This window comes from Caballeronia sp. TF1N1, from assembly GCF_022878925.1.
Taxonomy (GTDB): Bacteria; Pseudomonadota; Gammaproteobacteria; order Burkholderiales; family Burkholderiaceae; genus Caballeronia.
The window spans coordinates 1401549-1420250 of the sequence record NZ_CP084626.1 but is presented as its reverse complement, the minus strand read 5'-3'; the positions used below and the strand labels follow the sequence as shown (position 1 = coordinate 1420250).

Genomic DNA, 18702 nt, shown 5'->3' with positions numbered 1-18702 from the left:
TCGCGCCGTTTACTTAGTGAGCGAGCGCAGAAGCGCCGCTACGCGAATCGGTTGCGGCGACTCTCCGCGCGCGCCGGCCCTCACCTGGCTACGACCGCATTGACGAGCGGCATGGGACGACACATGAACAAGGCTTTGACCATCAAGGCGCGCATCGGCATCTCGATGGCGTTTCTCGGCGCGCTGCTGATCGCCATCGGGGCGCTCGGCCTCAGCGGCATGAATCACTCGAACACCGCGTTTCTCGATACTTATTCGAATCAGATGCCGAGCGCCATCGCCGTCGGCAACACCGAGATGTACGCCATGCGCGAACGGCTCGTGTTCGATCGCGGCGCGCTGCTCGCGGGCACGGCGGAAGTCGCGGCGACCATCGAGCGTTCACGCCTCATGCGCGAGCGCGCCGATGGCTTCTGGAAGCAATACACGGCGCTGCCGCAAGAGCCCGGCGAAGCGCGCCTCGCGGAAGCGGCGCAGGCCAAACGTCTCGAACTGCAGCGTGAGCTCGACAAGGGCCTCAAGGCCGTTGCCGCCAACGACCACGACGCGATCATCGCTTCCGCCAAGTCGATGCAGGCGATCTACAACGATTACGCCAACGCCAACGAAACGCTGCGCAAGTTCCTGTCCGAGTCCTCGCACAAGAGCTACGAAGACGCGCAGAGCCAGTTTCTGTGGTTCCGCGCGGTCGCGATGTCTGCCATCGCGCTCGGGCTGGCCGCGGCGGCGTTCGCGTGGGTTTCGCTCCGACGCGCCATCGCGCGCCCGCTCGAAGCCGCGCTCGGCCATTTCGAGGCGATTGCCGCGGGCGACCTGCGCCGTGAAGTCGTGGTCACTTCGCGCGACGAAATGGGGCAATTGCTCGAAGGACTCGCCAAGATGCGCGCAAGCCTTCTGACGACCGTTCGCACCGTGCGCTCGGGCAGCGAATCGATCGCGTCGGCCACACAGCAGATCGCCGCCGGCAATACCGATTTGTCGTCGCGTACCGAGGAACAAGCATCCGCGTTGCAGGAAACCGCGTCGAGCATGGAAGAGCTGACCGGCACGGTCCGTCAGAACGCCGACAATGCGCGTCAGGCAAGCGCGCTCGCGGCCAACGCGTCGGAGATCGCGGGCAAGGGCAACACGGTCGTCATGCAGGTCGTCGATACCATGGGCGAGATCAACCGCAGTTCGTCGAAGATCGCGGACATCATCACGATCATCGAGGGCATTGCGTTCCAGACCAACATTCTCGCGCTCAACGCAGCCGTGGAAGCGGCCCGCGCGGGCGAGGAAGGGCGCGGCTTCGCGGTGGTCGCGGGCGAAGTGCGCTCGCTTGCACAGCGTTCGTCGGCGGCGGCGAAGGAAATCAAGGAGTTGATCGATACCTCGGTGGCGCGTGTGCAGTCGGGCACCACGCTCGTCGATGAAGCGGGCCGCACGATGAACGAGATCATCGGCGCGGTGCAGCGCGTGACCGACATCATGGGCGAGATCGCGGCGGCGTCGGAGGAGCAGTCGAGTGGTATCGACCAAGTGTCGCTCGCGGTCACGCAGATGGACGAAGTGACGCAGCAGAATGCCGCGCTCGTCGAGGAAGCGGCGGCAGCGGCGCAATCGCTGGAAGATCAGGCGGGACGTTTGCGTCAGGCGGTTGCGGTGTTTCAGGTGAATGAGGGTTTCAGCGCGGATGCGCCTTTGGCTTCGGCTTCGGTGAGCGCAGCCAGGCGCGTTACGCGCAAGCCAGCGGCGGTGGCGGCAAGCAAGCGCCCCGTCCCCGTCAAGCCTTCGCAGGCAGCAAAGCCGGCTGCCACGCCGGCGGTTGCAGCGGCGGCTGCAAGCGGGGATTGGGAGACGTTTTGAGCCCGCTGCGGTAACGGAACTTCGCCGTCGCGCGCGTGACGGCGCCAAGTCTAAAGCCGGAGGTGCGAACGCAAGACGCACCTGTCGCCATCATCGAGCGCGTCCCCGTACACTGATGCCACCGCATCATCTTGCATACGAGGACCATCGACATGACCGGATCGACACTCGCCGCACAGCTCGTGGAAGCGCGCCGGCAGCATCGGAGCATCGAGACGCTTGCGCCGCGCGACATTCCCGTAGACGCGCCCACGGCCTATGCCATTCAGCACGAGACGCTGCGTGCGGCAAACGCGCGCATCGGCGCATGGAAGATCGGCGCCCGCGCGCCCGATGCCCTCGCCGCAGGCGCACCCATCGATGCAGACCTCGTGCATGTATCGCCTGCGCGGCTCGCGTTCGACTCGTTTTTTCACGTACTGGTGGAACTCGAAATAGCGTTTCGCTTTGCCTACCCGCTGCCGCCGCGTAGCGACCCTTACAGCCACGCCGAAGTCCTCGACGCACTGGGCGGCATGGCCGTCGCACTCGAAATCGTCGATAGCCGCCTCGCGCAATGGCCCAACGTCGACCCACTCGCGCAACTTGCCGATTCGCAGAACAACGGCGCGCTCATCGTGAGCGGCATGGAGCCTTATGAGGTCGTATCGGCGGGCTTCGACTTCTTGTCGCCGCGTATCGAATTGACACTCGATGGCCTGCCGATTGCTCCGGCCGCGCAAGGCAATCCAGCGGGCGATCCGCGCGTCTCGCTGCCGTGGCTCGTCAACCATTGTTCGCGCATGGGACTGACGGTCGAACCGTTCTGGACCATCACCACGGGTTCTTATACGGGCGCTTATCGCGTGGAAGGTCCCGCGATGGTGCATGGCGCGATCGACCGCATCGGCGAGCTCGAACTCGTTCTTACCTGACGCTTCATGTCACGTCGCACCACGCGTTCATAGAGTCCACACGCCACACGCGGTTATTGTCAAGACAGCCGCGTTATTGCATCTGACATGCATGCGCGCACGTATGGGTCATGAGATGGAAACAACAGCGTGCGGCGCCCAACGATGCTGGCGGATGAAGGCAGGGTGAGAGTGACAAAAGCGCGGTCATGCGTACAGGCGGCGAGAACGCCGCGCAAGACCATGTGCAAAAGAGGAGATTGGGATGAGGATTGTAGGGCACCGAAAATAATTCGTGTAGCTAGCACTTCTTCTCAGATGGATAGCTTCGCAAGTGCGTGAAAAAAAATTCGAAAGGGTTTAGGATGAATTCAAGCGATGTCGTTTCGATTACGCGCGTTGCGCACGGCATAGCTTTCTGACTTCGGCGAGGAGGTAGCATGGATATCTACAGCAGTTTCGCGACCCGCTTCGAAAAAACCCGCGAGGAGGAATTCTCGCTCGAAGAGTATCTCGCGCTCTGCAAGGAAGATCCTGCCACATATGCAACAGCGGGCGAACGTATGTTGACGGCCATCGGGGAACCCGAGTTCGTCGACACGAGACTCGACCCGCGGCTTTCGCGTGTGTTTGCGAACAAGGTCATCAAGGTGTATCCGGCATTCCGTGAGTTCTACGGAATGGAGGAAGTGATCGAGAACGTCGTGTCGTATTTCCGGCACGCGGCGCAGGGTCTGGAAGAGAAGAAGCAGATCCTGTATCTGCTGGGTCCGGTGGGCGGCGGCAAGTCGTCGATCGCCGAACGTTTGAAGCAGCTTGCCGAGCGCGTCCCGTTCTATTCGATCAAGGGCTCGCCCGTCAACGAATCACCGCTTGGCCTCTTCGATTACGACGAAGATGGTCCCGTGCTTGAGGAGCAATACGGCATTCCGCGCCGCTATCTCAAGAGCATTTTGTCTCCGTGGGCCGTGAAGCGCCTGCACGAGTACAACGGCGACATCCGCAAGTTCCGCGTGGTGCGTCGCTATCCTTCCATTCTTCGTCAGATCGGCATTGCCAAGACCGAGCCTGGCGACGAGAACAATCAGGACATCTCCTCGCTCGTCGGCAAGGTGGATATCCGCAAGCTCGAAACCTATTCGCAAGACGACGCGGACGCATACAGCTATTCGGGTGGCCTGTGCCTCGCCAATCAGGGCATGCTCGAATTCGTCGAAATGTTCAAGGCGCCGATCAAGGTGTTGCACCCGTTGTTGACCGCTACGCAGGAAGGCAACTTCAAGGGCACGGAAGGCTTCGGCGCGATCCCTTTCGACGGCGTGATTCTCGCTCACTCGAACGAGTCGGAATGGAAGGCGTTCCGCAATAACAAGAACAACGAGGCACTGCTCGATCGTATTTTCGTCGTGAAGGTGCCGTATTGCCTGCGCTACGGCGAAGAGGTCAAGATCTACGAAAAGCTTCTGCGTAACTCGTCGCTGGCCGAAGCGGTATGCGCGCCAGGCACGCTCAAGATGATGGCGCAGATGGCCGTGCTCACGCGCTTGGCTGAACCTGAAAACTCCAGCCTCTTTTCGAAGATGCAGGTGTACGACGGCGAGAACCTCAAGGACACGGACCCGAAGGCGAAGTCGTATCAGGAGTACCGCGACTTTGCCGGTGTGGACGAAGGCATGACAGGCGTGTCCACGCGCTTCGCGTTCAAGATCTTGTCGCGCGTCTTCAACTTCGACTCGTCGGAAGTCGCGGCGAATCCGGTGCATCTCATGTACGTGCTTGAACAGCAGATCGAGCGCGAACAGTTTCCGCCGGAGACGGAGCAGAAGTATCTGTCGTTCATCAAGGACGTGCTGGCTTCGCGCTACGCTGAATTCATCGGCAAGGAAATTCAGACTGCTTATCTGGAATCGTATTCGGAGTATGGGCAGAACATCTTCGACCGTTACGTGACGTATGCCGACTTCTGGATTCAGGACCAGGAGTTCCGCGATCACGATACCGGTGAAAGTTTCGACCGTGCCTCGCTCAATGCGGAACTGGAAAAGATCGAAAAGCCGGCAGGCATCAGCAACCCGAAGGATTTCCGCAACGAGATCGTGAACTTCGTGTTGCGTGCGCGGGCGGCCAATGGCGGCAAGAACCCGGCGTGGATCAGTTATGAGAAGCTGCGGGTGGTGATCGAGAAGAAAATGTTCTCGAACACCGAAGAACTTCTGCCGGTCATTTCGTTCAATGCGAAAGGTTCGGCCGAAGAGCAACGCAAGCATGAAGACTTCGTCAATCGCATGGTCGCGAAGGGCTACACGCCGAAGCAGGTCCGGCTGCTCTGCGACTGGTATCTGCGCGTGCGCAAGTCGTCGTAAGCAGGACGCAGCATGCTGTAATGTAGGTCCGCGCCGCTCGGGACCGAAGTTTGCGCCGCAAGGTGTGACTTCCTGAGCGGCAAAGCGGGCACTTTGCGAGAGAGAGACGCTGGCATGCCCTTCGCGGCACGCCCAAGGCTCGCGCAGCGCCTCGCATCCTCGCCATCAACGCGGGAGACTGAATGTGCTGCACCAGATCATCGACCGCAGGTTAGCTGGTAAGAACAAGAGCATCGCCAATCGTGAGCGCTTTCTGCGACGCGTCAAGAACTACATTCGCCGCGCGGTTTCGGACGCAGTGCGCGATCGCAGCATCAAGGATATTCAGAGCACTCAGAGCATCACCATCCCCAAGAAGGATATCGCCGAGCCCTCGTTCCGTCATGGACCGGGCGGCAAGCGCGAGTATGTTCATCCGGGCAACGCCGACTATATTCGCGGCGACAAGATTCCGCGTCCGCAAGGCGGTTCGGGCGGCGGCGGCAAAAGCGCGAGCAACGAAGGCGAGGGCCAGGACGACTTCGTGTTCGAACTGTCGCGCGAAGAATTCATGCAGTACTTCTTTGACGATCTCGAACTGCCGCGTCTCGTGAAGACGCAATTGCTCGCGGTGCCCACGTGGAAGAACGTGCGTGCGGGCTGGGCGGCGGAAGGTACGCCGAACAACATCGACGTGGTGCGTTCGCTGAGGAGCGCGCTCGGGCGGCGTATCGCGCTCGGCATGCCGCTCACCGCGCAACTGCGCGAGATGGAACGTCAGCTCGAAGCACTCAAGAGCGATAACGCCGATCCCGAAGACATCGCGCGGTTGGAAGCGGATATCGTGATCCTGCAGGGCCGGATCACGCGTATCCCGTTCATCGACCCATTCGATCTGCGATATGTGAATCGCGTCAAGCAGCCCACACCGTCGAGCAAGGCGGTCATGTTCTGTCTGATGGACGTTTCCGGCTCCATGGACGAGCAGCGCAAGGACTTGTCCAAGCGCTTCTTCATTCTCCTTTACCTGTTCCTGCAGCGGAACTACGAGAAAATCGAAGTGGTGTTCATCCGCCATCACACGCGAGCCGAGGAAGTGGACGAAGACACTTTCTTCCATTCGACCGAAAGCGGCGGCACCGTGGTGTCGAGCGCGCTCGAACTCATGAAGAAGATCATGGACGAGCGTTATTCGCCGACCGAATGGAACATTTACGGCGCGCAAGCATCGGACGGCGACAACTGGACCGACGATTCCCCCAAGTGCCGCAAGCTCCTTTCGGACGACATCCTGCCGAAGGTACGTTATTTCGCCTATATTCAAGTTGCGCCAGAAGAGCAAAATCTGTGGGTGGAATATGCGCAACTTGCGCTCGGCGCGCCTGAACTGGCCATGAAGAAGGTGGACTCCGCCGCGGACATCTACCCCGTGTTCCGCGAACTCTTCGAAAAGCAACAGGCGGCTGCATGACGAAACGGAATGTGCAGAAGGAAGCGCGCAAGGCTCAACCGGATGGCACGGACGATCGTGCGGTTGCATCGACGTTGGAACTGGAAGAAGGGAAGGAAGCAGACAAGGAAGTAGTCGAAGACAAGGCGTCCGAGGAGACGCACAAGGAAGGCAGGATGAATGTTGCAGAAAAGCGGCCGCTGCCGTGCCCGTCCGACTGGACCGTCGAGATGATCGAGGAATACGACGCCGAGATATCGCGCGTCGCCAACCGATACGGGCTCGACGTCTATCCCATTCAGCTCGAAATCATCAGCGCCGAACAGATGATGGATGCTTATGCCTCCGTCGGCATGCCGGTGAATTATCGGCACTGGTCCTTCGGCAAGCACTTCTTGTCGACCGAGAAGAGCTATCGGCGCGGGCAGATGGGTCTCGCGTATGAGATCGTCATCAATTCGAACCCATGCATTGCGTACCTCATGGAAGAGAACACGATGACGATGCAGGCGCTCGTCATCGCGCACGCGGCCTACGGGCACAACTCCTTCTTCAAGGGCAATTACCTCTTTCGGCTTTGGACCGACGCGCACGCGATCATCGACTATCTCGTGTATGCGAAGAATTACATCGCCGAATGCGAGGAGCGCTTCGGGCTGGATCGCGTCGAAGAACTGCTCGATTCCTGCCATGCGTTGATGAATTACGGCGTGGATCGCTACAAGCGCCCGCAGAAACTTTCGCTTGCGAAGGAAGCCGCGATGCGGCGTGAACGCGAGCAATATCTGCAGTCGCAAGTCAACGAACTCTGGCGCACCTTGCCGAATCGCAAGGCACAGTCAGCCGAGGAAATCGAAAGCCGTTATCCGCCGGAGCCGCAGGAAAACTTGCTGTACTTCGCGGAAAAGAACGCGCCGCTGCTCGAACCGTGGGAGCGCGAAGTCATTCGTATCGTGCGCAAGGTCGGGCAGTATTTTTATCCGCAGCGGCAGACGCAGGTAATGAACGAAGGCTGGGCCACGTTCTGGCACTACACGCTGCTCAACACGCTCTATAACGAAGGCCGGCTCGAAGACGGCTTCATGATGGAGTTCCTGCATTCGCACAGCAACGTGGTGTATCAGCCGCCCGTGACGAAGCCGTATTACAGCGGGATCAATCCGTACGCGCTCGGCTTTTCGATGATGAGCGACATTCGCCGCATTTGCGAAAACCCGACGGATGAAGATCGCGAGTGGTTCCCCGAACTCGCGGGCAGCGACTGGCTCGAATCGCTGCACTACGCCATGCGCAACTTCAAGGACGAAAGCTTCATCGCGCAGTATTTGTCGCCGCATCTGATCCGGGAAATGCGCCTCTTCTCGATTCTCGACGACGACATGCGCGATTCGCTCGAAGTCTCGGCCATTCACGACGGCAGCGGGTATCGCTATGTGCGGCAGGCGTTGTCGCGTCAATACGACATACATCATCGCGAGCCGAACATTCAGGTCTATTCGGTGAACACGCGCGGCGACCGCAGCCTCACGCTGCGCCACTTCATGACGGACAACCGGCATCTGTCGAACGACAGCGACGAAGTGCTCAAGCACATGGCGCGCTTGTGGCAGTTCGACGTTTATCTGGAGAGCGTCGATGAAAATGGCACGGTGAGAAAGCGCTTCGACTGTCGGTACACGCCGCCGAATCACGCGCGCTGATCGGTAGCTTTAAAGAAAAACGGCTCCTCGCGGAGCCGTTTTTTTCTTGTCCGAAGCAGGCTTCAGATTTCCTTGCCTTCCTCGTCTTGCGTGAAAATGTCCCAGCTTGCCATGAAGAGCGCCGCAACCAGCGGCCCGATCACGAAGCCGTTGATGCCGAAAAGCGCCATGCCGCCGAGCGTCGAAATGAGCACGACCCAGTCAGGCATCTTCGTGTCCTTGCCGACGAGAATCGGGCGCAGGACGTTATCCACGAGACCGATCACGACCACGCAAAATCCAACCAGCACGAGCCCTTGCCAGATCTGGCCGGTCGCGAAGAAGTAGATCGCCGCAGGCGCCCAGACCAGCGCCGCGCCGACCGCGGGCAGGAGCGAGAGAAACGCCATCAGCACGCCCCACAAGAGCGAGCCGTTGATCCCGAGAATCCAGAAGATGAGCCCGCCCAGCAAACCCTGCGCGGCGGCGACCGCGATATTGCCCTTGACCGTCGCACGCACGACGGTAGTGAACTTCGCGATCAGATGCTGCTTAGGCGCCGGATCGAGCGGCAAGGCGCGACGGATGCGCCGGCCGATCTCGCCGCCATCGCGCAGCAGGAAAAACACCAGATACAGCATGACGCCGAAGCTCACGACGAACTGGAACGTGTTCTGGCCAATGGACAACGCCTGCGCCGCCGCGAACTGGCTGATCTGCGCCGCGCCTTCCATGAGTCGACGCTGGATGCCAGGGATATCGTCGAGACCGTAGCGCCCGAGCATCTGCTGCACCGAAGTCGGCAGCGCATGCAGCACGTGCTGAAAGTACACTCCGAAATTCAGGTCGCCGCTCTTGATGCGCGCGTAGACAAGCGCGATTTCCTGCACGAGCGTCACGGCCACCACGGCCAACGGGATGATGACGATGAGAATCGCCGCAGCCAACGTCGTCAGCGCGGCGAGGTTGCGCCGCTTGCCGAAGCGCACGGTGAGCCAGCGCTGCATTGGCTGAAACAGGATAGCGAGAATCGCGCCCCAGAAGATCGCGCCGAAAAAGGGCAGGAGCACCCACGCAAGCGCGAGGGTGACGACGAACAACAGGATATGAAAGAAGCTTTGATGGACGGACTGATTATTCATTGGGACCGGTTAAGCGGAAGGGGAGCGGGCAGCGCCGCTCGAGTTCGCGCATGCTAGCACGCGGCTGCCGACGTCATTCATGCACTGCATTGGAGCGCTGTTTCGACCGGCGGTTCGGTCAGCGTTCAACCATTGACACCGCGCTCGACTAAAATCCGGCTTTCATTCCTTGCGGACCGCTTCCGGTTTCAATCGAGCCGGATACAAGAGCAATGCGCGTTCCACGTGCGTGCCACGGTGCGCTTTATGTATCGAACAATGAATCCTGGTGTCGTCTACGCATTCGCGGCCTTCGCGCTTTGGGGCCTTTTTCCGATCTACTTCAAGGCGTTGCATTCGATTAGCGCGCTAGAGATGCTTGCGCACCGCATGGCCTGGTCGATGATCTTCCTCTTCATCGTCCTGACGGTGCGGCGTCAGTGGCGCTGGCTCGGCCCGGTGCTGCGCGACAAACGTCTGCTTGCGCGCTTCGCGGCGAGCGCCGTGTTGCTATCGACGAACTGGGGCATTTACATCTGGGCGGTAAACGATGGGCGAATCGTCGAGGCAAGTCTTGGCTACTTCATCAATCCGCTCGTCAACGTGCTGTTCGGAATGGCCTTCCTGCACGAGCGGTTACGGCCGATGCAGTGGTTCTCCGTTGTCATCGCCGCGCTCGGCGTGCTGTGGCTCACCTGGGTGAACGGCGCGCCGCCCTGGATCAGTCTCGCGCTCGCGTTGACTTTCGGCGGCTACGGATTGTTGCGCAAGACGGCGAAGCTCGGCGCACTCGAAGGGCTCACGCTCGAAACCATGTTGCTGTGTCCTGTCGCGCTGCTTTATTTATTCGTGCTCGGCGCGAACGGACATAGCGGTTTCCTGGATGCGTCCGTGGGCATCGAGGTGCTTCTCGCGGCGGCCGGGCCGATCACCGCCGTGCCGTTGCTGCTGTTCGCGGCCGGCGCGCGGCGCATTCCCTTGTCGATGCTCGGCCTGATTCAGTACATCACGCCGACGCTGCAGTTGCTCATCGGCGTGGTGATTTATCAGGAGGCGTTCGGGCATGACCGTCTGATCGGCTATGGCGCGATCTGGGCGGCGTTGGCGATTTATTCGCTCGAAGGCTTGTATCGGGCGCGGCCGGGGCGAGGGTGATCAACGCAACGCGTCACCCCATCGGTACTCCACCGTCAGATCGTCGAGCTTCGCCTTGAGCTCGGCATCGATCGGCTGATCCACTGTCGCGAGCGTCTCGTCGAGCTGTTCGACGCGGCTTGCACCGATGATCGCCGAGGTCACCGCCGGATTCGCCAGCACCCATGCAAGCGATGTGCTCGCAAGCGACCGGCCGTTTTCCTTCGCCACATCTTTCAGCTTTTCGATGGTCTGGAACTCGCGCTCGTGCCAGTAGCGCTGCTGATACATTTCTCCCGCCTTGCCGACCGTCGCGGTAAAGCGTCCGTCCGAAGGCGCGGCGTCGTGCTTGTGCTTGCCCGTCAGCAAGCCACCCGCGAGCGGGTTATACGGGATCACGGCGAGCCCTTCTTCCACCGTCAGCGGCAGCAGTTCACGCTCGATCTGGCGAAACAGCAGGTTATAACGCGGCTGAACGGAAACGAAGCGGGCGGTGCGCAGTACATCGGCGCGACCTAGCGCACGTGCGAGCCTGTACGCCAGAAAATTCGATACCCCGACATAGCGTGCCTTGCCGCTTTTCACGATGATATCGAGCGCTTCGAGCATCTCGTCGAGCGGCGTGTCGCGATCGTCGTTATGCAGTTGATAGAGATCTACGTAGTCGGTGCCAAGACGCTTCAACGACGCATCGATTGCATCGAGCAGATGCTTGCGCGATGCGCCCTGATCCCATGTAAGCGGCCCCATCGCGTGCACGGCCTTGGTGGCGAGAATGTATTGATGCCGCCGGCCCTTCAACCAGCGTCCGACGATTTCCTCGGTGCGGCCCGCGAGGTCGTTCGTCGCGCCGAGCGGATAAACGTTGGCGGTGTCGATGAAATTGACGCCCGCCTCGGCCGCGCGATCCATGATGGCGAACGACGCGTCTTCCTCCGTCTGCAAACCGAAGGTCATCGTGCCGAGGGTGAGACGCGAGACGGTGAGACCGGTGCTGCCGAATTTGCGATATTGCACGATTGCGCTCCCGAGGTTGAATAGCGATCGACAGGATAGTCTTTATGCGTGCCGCGCGCTCGGGGCTACCCGGACGCACGCCGCTATCAGCGCGCGGCAGGCGCGGGCGCGGCGGCGCGCGGCGCGTTGTCGAGCCGTCTGAACACGAGACCCGATAGCAACGTCACCACGCCCATGCACAGGAAACTCAATCTGAAACCGATCGCGCCTGAGCCGAACTGATGCTCGAACACCTGCACGAGCGACCCGCCGATCGACACGCCAAGCCCGATCGCAAGCATCTGCACCATCGAGAAGAGGCTGTTGCCGCTGCCCGCATCCTTGATGGAAAGGCCCTTGAGCGTGACGCTGTTCATCGCCGCGAACTGCATCGAATTGCAGGCGCCGAAGAGCGCGAGAATGGCGATCTCCACGACGAGCGGCAGCGACGGCGAAAACAACGCAAAGCCGATGATCGACGCGCCCACCAGCGCCGTATTCACCAGCAGAAAATTGTCGTAGCCGTAGCGCTTGACGAGCCCCGCGATCCAGCGCTTCGACAAGGTGCCCGCGAACGCGATAGGCAGCATCATCAAGCCGGAATGCAGCGGGCTGTAACCGAGTTCGAGCTGCATGAGAAGCGGCAACAAGAACGGCACCGCGCTCGACCCGATCCGGCAAACCAGATTGCCGATCAGCCCGACGCTGAAGTTCGGCTCGCGAAAGAGCGCGAGATGAAAGAGCGGATTGCGCTTTCTGCGCGCATACGGGATATACGCGAAGGCCGAGACGGCGGCCACGACGAACAGCGCCGCCGACACGAGCCCGCGGTGCGTTTGCACCGGACTATCCAGCGCCAACGAAAACGCCACCATGCACAGGGACAAGAGCCCGCAACCGACGAAATCGAAAGGCGGCGCGTTCCTGATGGCGTCGTCGGGAAGAAAGCGCCGCACGGCATAAAGGCCGACCGCGCCGATCGGCACGTTGATCAGAAAGATCCAGTGCCACGTGAACGACTGAACGAACCAGCCGCCGAGCGTCGGACCGAGAATAGGGCCGACCTGTCCGGCAACCGAAATCATCGCGAGCGCGGACACGTAGGCTTCGCCCGTCATCGTGCGAAGAATCGCAAGGCGGCCGATCGGCAGCAACATCGACCCGCCGATGCCTTGCAGCACGCGCGCCATGACGAGTTGATCGAGCGTGTGGGCGCTCGCGCAGGCAAGCGAGCCGATCACGAACAACGTGATCGCGACGAAGTACACGCGCCGCGTGCCGAAGCGGTCGGCGAGCCAGCCCGAAGCAGGCGTGAAAAGCGCCATCGTGAGCGTGTAGGCAACGACGATGGACTGCATCGCGAGCGGCGCCGCGTGCAGATCGCGGGCGATGGACGGCAGCGCCGTATTGACGATGGTCGTGTCCAGCGCCTGCATGAAGAAGCCCACGGCGACGATCCAGAGTAGAGCCGTGTGCGATGACAGTTTGTTCATTTGAGGGGCGAAGTGGCAGGAAGCGGCGCGCCGCGAAAGCCTGACGAAAGGCCAGTGAAAAGCCCGTCAGCGCGCATTGTGAAATGTTAATGACTCCGCGCGCTATCGGGAAGACCGCTAACCGCATTGACTGTAATCGTGATTTCCGATCACAATGCCGCATGCTGAATCCCGTGTGGCTGACCACCTTCGCGACCGTGGCCACGTCGCACAGCTTTACCGACGCCGGCCGTCAGCTCGGTCTGCGCCAGTCGAGCGTCTCCGAGCACATTCGACGCCTCGAAGAGAGCGTCGGACGAAGGCTCCTCGTGCGCGATACCCATTCTCTCGCGCTCACGGCCGACGGAGAAGCCATGCTCGTTCACGCCCGCGTGATTCTCGAAGCGATGGCGCATGCGCAATCGCAGTTCAGTTCGCCGCGGCTGCGCGGACGCGTGCGGCTCGGTTCATCGGACGATCTGGCGCTCGGGCCGCTGCCGAGCGTGCTTGCCGCCTTTCGCGACACGCATCCGGATGTCGAACTGGAGATCACGATTGGCATGACGGGACGGCTGTATCAACTCGTCGATGCTGGCGAACTCGATCTTGCCGTCGGCAAGCGCCGTATCGGCGATGCGCGCGGCACGCGGCTGTTCAGCGGCCGACTGGAGTGGCTTGCAAAGCCAGGCACCATCGTCGATACGACTCAGCCCTTGCCGCTCATCTTGGTCGCCGAGCCGAGCGTGACGCGCGCTGTGGTACTCGATGCGCTCGCCATGGCCGGCGCGAGCTGGCAAACCGTCTGCACGAGCAGCAGCCATGCGGGCTGCATCGCGGCGGCGCGCGGCGGACTCGGGCTCACGGTGCGTTCGCATTTTCTGGCGGGACGCGGACTCGCGCCGCCTGTGAATCGCGAAGCGTTGCCGGGATTGCCGGAGGTGGAGTTCATCGCGTTCGGCGCGAAACATCTGAGCCGGCCCGCCGAGACCCTGCTTCAGTTGCTCGAAAGCAGCGACCTGCGCGGCGAATGGGACGGCGAATGAACGCTTCGACCAGAAGCGAAAGAGGGCAGGCGCGAGATGTGCGGCGGTTGTGCCGCAACAACGTGCAGCCGGTGCGATTGGCCTTCGCCGATCGCTTCTTATATATTGAGCGGCGTTCGAAGCGGCCAACCCATCTCGTGTCACGTCTTTGCTGTCTTTCATCTAGCTGTCTCGCGGGCCTGTCCATGAGGACATGGCGGCAGTTGCTCGTCTTCTTGGCGCTCGCCTTGTCGTTTGCGGGCGCGCATGCCGCCACGTATCTCACGAAGCATTGCGAAGACCTCGGTGGCAAGACGGTGCCCGCATCGATCATCGGTCTGCCGACGCGCGGCGCGCTGATCGAGAGCGCGTCGGTGACGAAGGCCGCCGCGCCGGGCAATCGCAACGGCGAGTATTGCCGCGTCACGGGCATCATCCGGGCGATCCAGGACAACACGCCCGACATCCGCTTCGAAGTGAATCTGCCGAGCCGATGGAACGGCCGCGCGTTGCAGATGGGCGGCGGCGGCTATAACGGCACGCTCGTCTCCGGCACCGAACCCATGCCTTTCGCGCCCGACTCGACGCCGCTCGCGCGCGGCTATGCGACCTTCGGCTCCGACTCGGGGCACTCGGGCAACGCGGGGCGCGCGGACTTCGCCGTGAACGACGAAGCCATCGTCAACTTCGGCTTCGCGCATCTCAAGAAGACCCGCGATGTCGCGCTCGCGCTCATCCAGATGGGCTACGGACGTTCGCCCGAGAAGACGTACTTCGCGGGCGGCTCGACCGGCGGACGCGAAGGCTTCACGGTCATCGAACGCTTTCCGAACGATTACGACGGCGTGATCGCCAATGCGCCGGCTATCAACTTCTCGGGCGTGCGGCTGATGGGCGTGAAAGTCGGGCAGGCGTCCTATGCCAAGCCCGGCGGATTCGTCGGCCTCGCGCAGCAGCGGCGGTTGTTCGAAACGGTCGTGCATGAATGCGACAAGCTCGACGGCGCGGCCGATGGCATCGTCGGCAATGTGGAAGCTTGCCGGAAGCTCGAGCCGCAGATCATCGCGTCGTTGCGCTGCGCGAACGGGCAGCGGCCTTCACTGCGCGACAGTTGTCTTTCCGACGCGCAGATCGAGACGCTCGAACTCCTGCGCGATGGCCTGAAGCTGCCGTATCCGCTCGCGTATAACGTCGATACTTATCCGGGCTACAACGTGTTTCAGGGCGTCGATTTCTCCGGCACGCTCGGTCTCGGCGATTCACCCACGCTGCTTTCGCCGCCAACCTTCGGCGCCAATGGCTATCTCTTCGCGCAAGGCGACGCGTATATCCGCCACTTCGTCACACGCGATCTCTCGTTCAACTCGCTCAATTTCGACCTGAACGATCCCGCGCGCTACAAGCAACGGCTCATCACGCTCGCCTACACGGTCGGCGCGATGAACCCGGACTTCGCGGCATTCATCGCGCACGGCGGCAAGCTGATTGCAATGCACGGACTCTCCGACGAAGTCATCAGCCCGAACCAGACCATCGCGTTCTTCAACGGGCTCATCGACAAGTACGGCCAAGACAGCGTCGATTCCTTCATGCGGCTTTACATGGTGCCGGGTTTTCAGCATGGCAACGGCGTGTTCATTCCCGCATGGGACGAACTGGGCGCGCTCGACGAGTGGGTCACGAATGGCACGGCGCCCGAGACGCTCATCGGCAGCGACATTGCGCCGGCCACCAACGGACGCACGCGGCCGATCTGCCGTTACCCCGGCTATCCGCGTTACCTGGGTAAGGGCAGCATCAATGTCGCGGCGAACTTTCGCTGTGTCTTGCCTTGAATGCCTGCCTTGAGCGCCCGTCTTGAGCGCACGCTCAGAAGCTGGTCGCGTTCGCCGCGCGCGGCATGAAGCGCGCGAGAATCCGCGCCCACGTGCGCGCCTTATTCTTGCGATACGACGTCAGCGATACCTCGACCGCGTGCTCGCTCTCCGACGACAACCACACGCGTTCGCCGCGCTTCAGGCGCACGATATCGCCGGGCTTCATCCAGTAATCGTAGGGATCCTGATGACGCGTGAGCCACACGGATGCATCGGCGATACGCAAGTCGGCATCGCGTGCAAGACGCCACGACACCGTCTGATGCGGCGCGACTTCGACATACACCACCACGCGTGCGCCGCTCGCATCCAGCTTGCCCGCTGCCACGCCGTGCAACACGCCGCGTTGTAGCACTTCCGAACCTTCTTCCATCTCGCTCTCCATGTTGTAAGCCGAAGACGGAAGGCCAGCACGCATCAAACAAAAGGCCCCGTCTTTCGGCGGGGCCTTCGGAACCAACTTGTTTGCTTGAGCCTTGGCTGCTAGCGCACACGTTCTCCCGATGACCCGCCATGCTTAATGGCGTTCATTGGGTTTTTAATCGCGGCGATGGCGAGGACGAGGTCTGCGTGCATGGAATGGAGTATCAGTTGGAACCAGGCGCGCTGTCAATATCGAGACAGGATTTTCAAAGCCATAAAAAACCCGGACCGCGTTGCCACGGTCCGGGTTGTCTTCGTTCGAGTATCTCGATCGCGCTTAGTTGCCGCTATAACCCAGCGGCTTCGTCGTATTGTTCTTCGCGATGTCCGCCAGCGTCGACACGATATAACGCGGCGACTCGGTCAGCGTGAGCGTGATGCCGCCGTTGTTGTACGGCGCGCTCGACACGTTGCCCATCGGATCGATCAACGCCACCGTGCCCGCCGTGCCAGGCACACCTACCTGCAGCTTGTACGAGGTGTTGTAGCTCGAACTAAAGGTGCCGTCGGCCGCGGGCCACACTGCATTGTTATGCGTCCACAACGCGGTGATGATCTTGCCGCTGCCAAGCTGCTGGAATTGATAGGCATACACGCCGGCCGGCAGGTTCTTGACCGGACCGAGCGTCACCGTGCCGTCGAGCACGCGGGTCATCGTGGCGACTTGCATCGCGGCCGGCTTCGGGCTGATGTTGGTCGTGCCGAATGCCGCTTGCGGATTGTCGAGGTCGAAGAACGTGCCGTAGCCAGGTTCGCCCGGGAAGTCCGGGCCGAAGAAGACATAGGTTTGATCCGCGCCTTCGCCGAGCATGATGATATGCGTACGCGCCACCACCGCGCCCTGTGCGTACAGAATGTTCGGCGACGGATAGTTCGGGCCATAGCTCGAACCGATGTCATAGCTGATACCCGTTTCCGTCACGAACAGCTTCATGTTCGGCTTGTATTCCTTCGCCATCTCCGCGCGCAGGTTGCGCATCTCGTTGAGCAGCGAATTCGCGGCATCGGCGGGGTCCGGGTCCGTGTGATGACGCTCCGGCGGATGCGAGGGCGACGTGCCCGCATCGTAATAACCGTGCGTCGCGATGCCGTCGATATATTGCGCGTAGCCCAAGGGCGCGAGGCGCTTGAGGCGATCCGTCGTCAGCGACGGGAACGGCTCGGCGGGGCCCATTACGACCGCGTGCGGATCTTTCGCATGCAGGCCCTGATACGCGGCCTTGTAGAGCGCGACGAAGTTGGCATCCGTGTCTTTCCACAGGATGTACGGCTCCCACGTCACCTGATAGTAGTTCGACGACATCGTCGGATAGTACTTCTGGCGAATCGCCTCCGTTTCCTGACCGACGCGCGACAGGTAGTTCGAGAAGTAGCCGAGATCGGCCGGCGCATAGCCATAGTCCGGGCTCAGGCCGTGGCCGCTTGCCCAGCCGGGAATGCCGTCGAGCCGCACGAGACGCATGACCTTGCCCGACGTGTAGAACGGATCGAGGTTGTTCGCGCTCGGGTTGAAGGTGTTGCGGCCGTTCGGTTCCATCACCGACATCTGACGATCGTCGATAGTCGAGGAAATGCCGAGCGCCGACAGCATGACGCCGTTGTCGTTGAAGCCTTGCATGCCGAAGCGATGTTGTTCCTGCTTCGTGTAGGTCACGGCCGGAATCGTGCCGCTCAGATCCGGCGTCACGCCGAAGCTTGCGAAGCCATTCGGACGTGTGCCCGAGGTTTGCACCTGACCACCGCCATTGGCGAGCGTCGCGGACACGGCAAAGTAGCCGGCGAGCGTGGACGAGCAGGTGAGGGTGGTGGTCGTTGCAACGGAAGGCACCGCGAAACTGCCGCTCGCGACCGTCTTGCCGAGCGCATCGGCGATAGTCCACTTGAGCGTATCGGCGCTGCCGGCGCGCGTGGTGACGGCGACCTTGAACTTGGCGTTGATCGCGAACATGCGCGAACCGTCGCCTCCGGGGGTATCGACGGTGATCTTGCCGTTGCCGGCCGATGCCGACGACACCGCCGGCGAAGCACACGTCAGACGCAAATTCGAGGCAGCCTTGGCAACCGCTTGTTCGGTGGCATCGGCTTCGGAGCCGGAGGCGGCGGAGGCGTTTGCCACGCCAGCGGCGCCGGCGCTAGCCGCGCTCGTGGAGGCGGGAGAACCGCCGTCGCTGCCGCCGCAACCGGCAAGAGCAAGGACGAGCGTCGAAAGCAGGAAAGGACTTTTGGTCATCGATTCAAAACGCATAAGCGCAGATAAAACCAGGCGTTCATTTCGATTACGCCCAGCGATGCACAAAGCATCTGGTTTTCGACAGGCGGGCTGGGTTCTGATACGCCATCCAACCGGCTTCGACATGCACGCATCCCGCTTTTGCTACACGAACGGTTGAACGCGCAAACGTTTGCTATATCGCTCGATATCGCGAGATAGAAGGGTGACGAAAA

The 18702-nt window shown here is 61.3% G+C and carries 13 protein-coding genes; 8 read left to right on the top strand and 5 right to left on the bottom strand.

Features of this window, described 5'->3' with window-relative positions:
* Positions 1 to 123: 123 nt before the first annotated feature.
* From LDZ28_RS06550 to LDZ28_RS06530, 5 genes are all read left to right on the top strand, one after another.
* Complete coding sequence (locus tag LDZ28_RS06550; protein ID WP_244827881.1) at positions 124 to 1848, top strand: methyl-accepting chemotaxis protein; 1725 nt, start codon at positions 124 to 126, stop codon at positions 1846 to 1848.
* 152 nt (positions 1849 to 2000) lie between these two features.
* Entirely contained in the window at positions 2001 to 2762 is a 762-nt protein-coding gene (locus LDZ28_RS06545; protein ID WP_244827880.1) for a 2-keto-4-pentenoate hydratase, read from the top strand.
* A 419-nt stretch (positions 2763 to 3181) separates the two neighbouring features.
* Positions 3182 to 5104: a PrkA family serine protein kinase gene (locus LDZ28_RS06540; protein ID WP_244827879.1), complete on the top strand. Its 1923-nt coding sequence runs from the start codon at positions 3182 to 3184 to the stop codon at positions 5102 to 5104.
* A 184-nt stretch (positions 5105 to 5288) separates the two neighbouring features.
* A complete protein-coding gene (locus LDZ28_RS06535) occupies positions 5289 to 6554 on the top strand; it encodes a YeaH/YhbH family protein (RefSeq protein WP_244827878.1) in 1266 nt (421 codons plus the stop codon).
* Between the two features lie 155 nt (positions 6555 to 6709).
* Positions 6710 to 8233, top strand: a complete 1524-nt coding sequence (locus LDZ28_RS06530; RefSeq protein WP_250492406.1) for a SpoVR family protein — start codon at positions 6710 to 6712, stop codon at positions 8231 to 8233.
* A 62-nt stretch (positions 8234 to 8295) separates the two neighbouring features.
* On the opposite strand, the gene LDZ28_RS06525 is transcribed toward LDZ28_RS06530, so the two are convergent.
* Positions 8296 to 9354 (bottom strand): AI-2E family transporter, encoded by a 1059-nt coding sequence (locus LDZ28_RS06525; protein WP_244827876.1) that lies wholly within the window; start codon positions 9352 to 9354, stop codon positions 8296 to 8298.
* 258 nt (positions 9355 to 9612) lie between these two features.
* Between LDZ28_RS06525 and rarD the strand changes: the two genes are divergently transcribed.
* Positions 9613 to 10488 (top strand): EamA family transporter RarD, encoded by an 876-nt coding sequence (gene rarD / locus LDZ28_RS06520; protein ID WP_244828028.1) that lies wholly within the window; start codon positions 9613 to 9615, stop codon positions 10486 to 10488.
* Here rarD and LDZ28_RS06515 read toward each other — a convergent pair whose 3' ends face one another.
* The gene (locus tag LDZ28_RS06515; RefSeq protein ID WP_244827875.1) at positions 10489 to 11484 is read right to left on the bottom strand and encodes an aldo/keto reductase; all 996 of its coding nucleotides are present in this window, start codon (positions 11482 to 11484) and stop codon (positions 10489 to 10491) included. It lies immediately after the preceding gene.
* 86 nt (positions 11485 to 11570) lie between these two features.
* On the bottom strand, positions 11571 to 12956 hold the full coding sequence (locus tag LDZ28_RS06510) for a DHA2 family efflux MFS transporter permease subunit (RefSeq protein WP_244827874.1): 1386 nt from the start codon (positions 12954 to 12956) through the stop codon (positions 11571 to 11573).
* 161 nt (positions 12957 to 13117) lie between these two features.
* On the opposite strand from LDZ28_RS06510, the gene LDZ28_RS06505 reads away from it, so the two are divergent.
* A complete protein-coding gene (locus LDZ28_RS06505; RefSeq protein WP_244827873.1) occupies positions 13118 to 13978 on the top strand; it encodes a LysR family transcriptional regulator in 861 nt (286 codons plus the stop codon).
* Between the two features lie 185 nt (positions 13979 to 14163).
* Entirely contained in the window at positions 14164 to 15792 is a 1629-nt protein-coding gene (locus LDZ28_RS06500; RefSeq protein WP_244827872.1) for a tannase/feruloyl esterase family alpha/beta hydrolase, read from the top strand.
* A 34-nt stretch (positions 15793 to 15826) separates the two neighbouring features.
* On the opposite strand, the gene LDZ28_RS06495 is transcribed toward LDZ28_RS06500, so the two are convergent.
* Positions 15827 to 16207, bottom strand: a complete 381-nt coding sequence (locus LDZ28_RS06495) for a DUF2917 domain-containing protein (RefSeq protein ID WP_244827871.1) — start codon at positions 16205 to 16207, stop codon at positions 15827 to 15829.
* 327 nt (positions 16208 to 16534) lie between these two features.
* Entirely contained in the window at positions 16535 to 18487 is a 1953-nt protein-coding gene (locus tag LDZ28_RS06490; protein WP_244827870.1) for a hypothetical protein, read from the bottom strand.
* Positions 18488 to 18702: the final 215 nt, after the last annotated feature.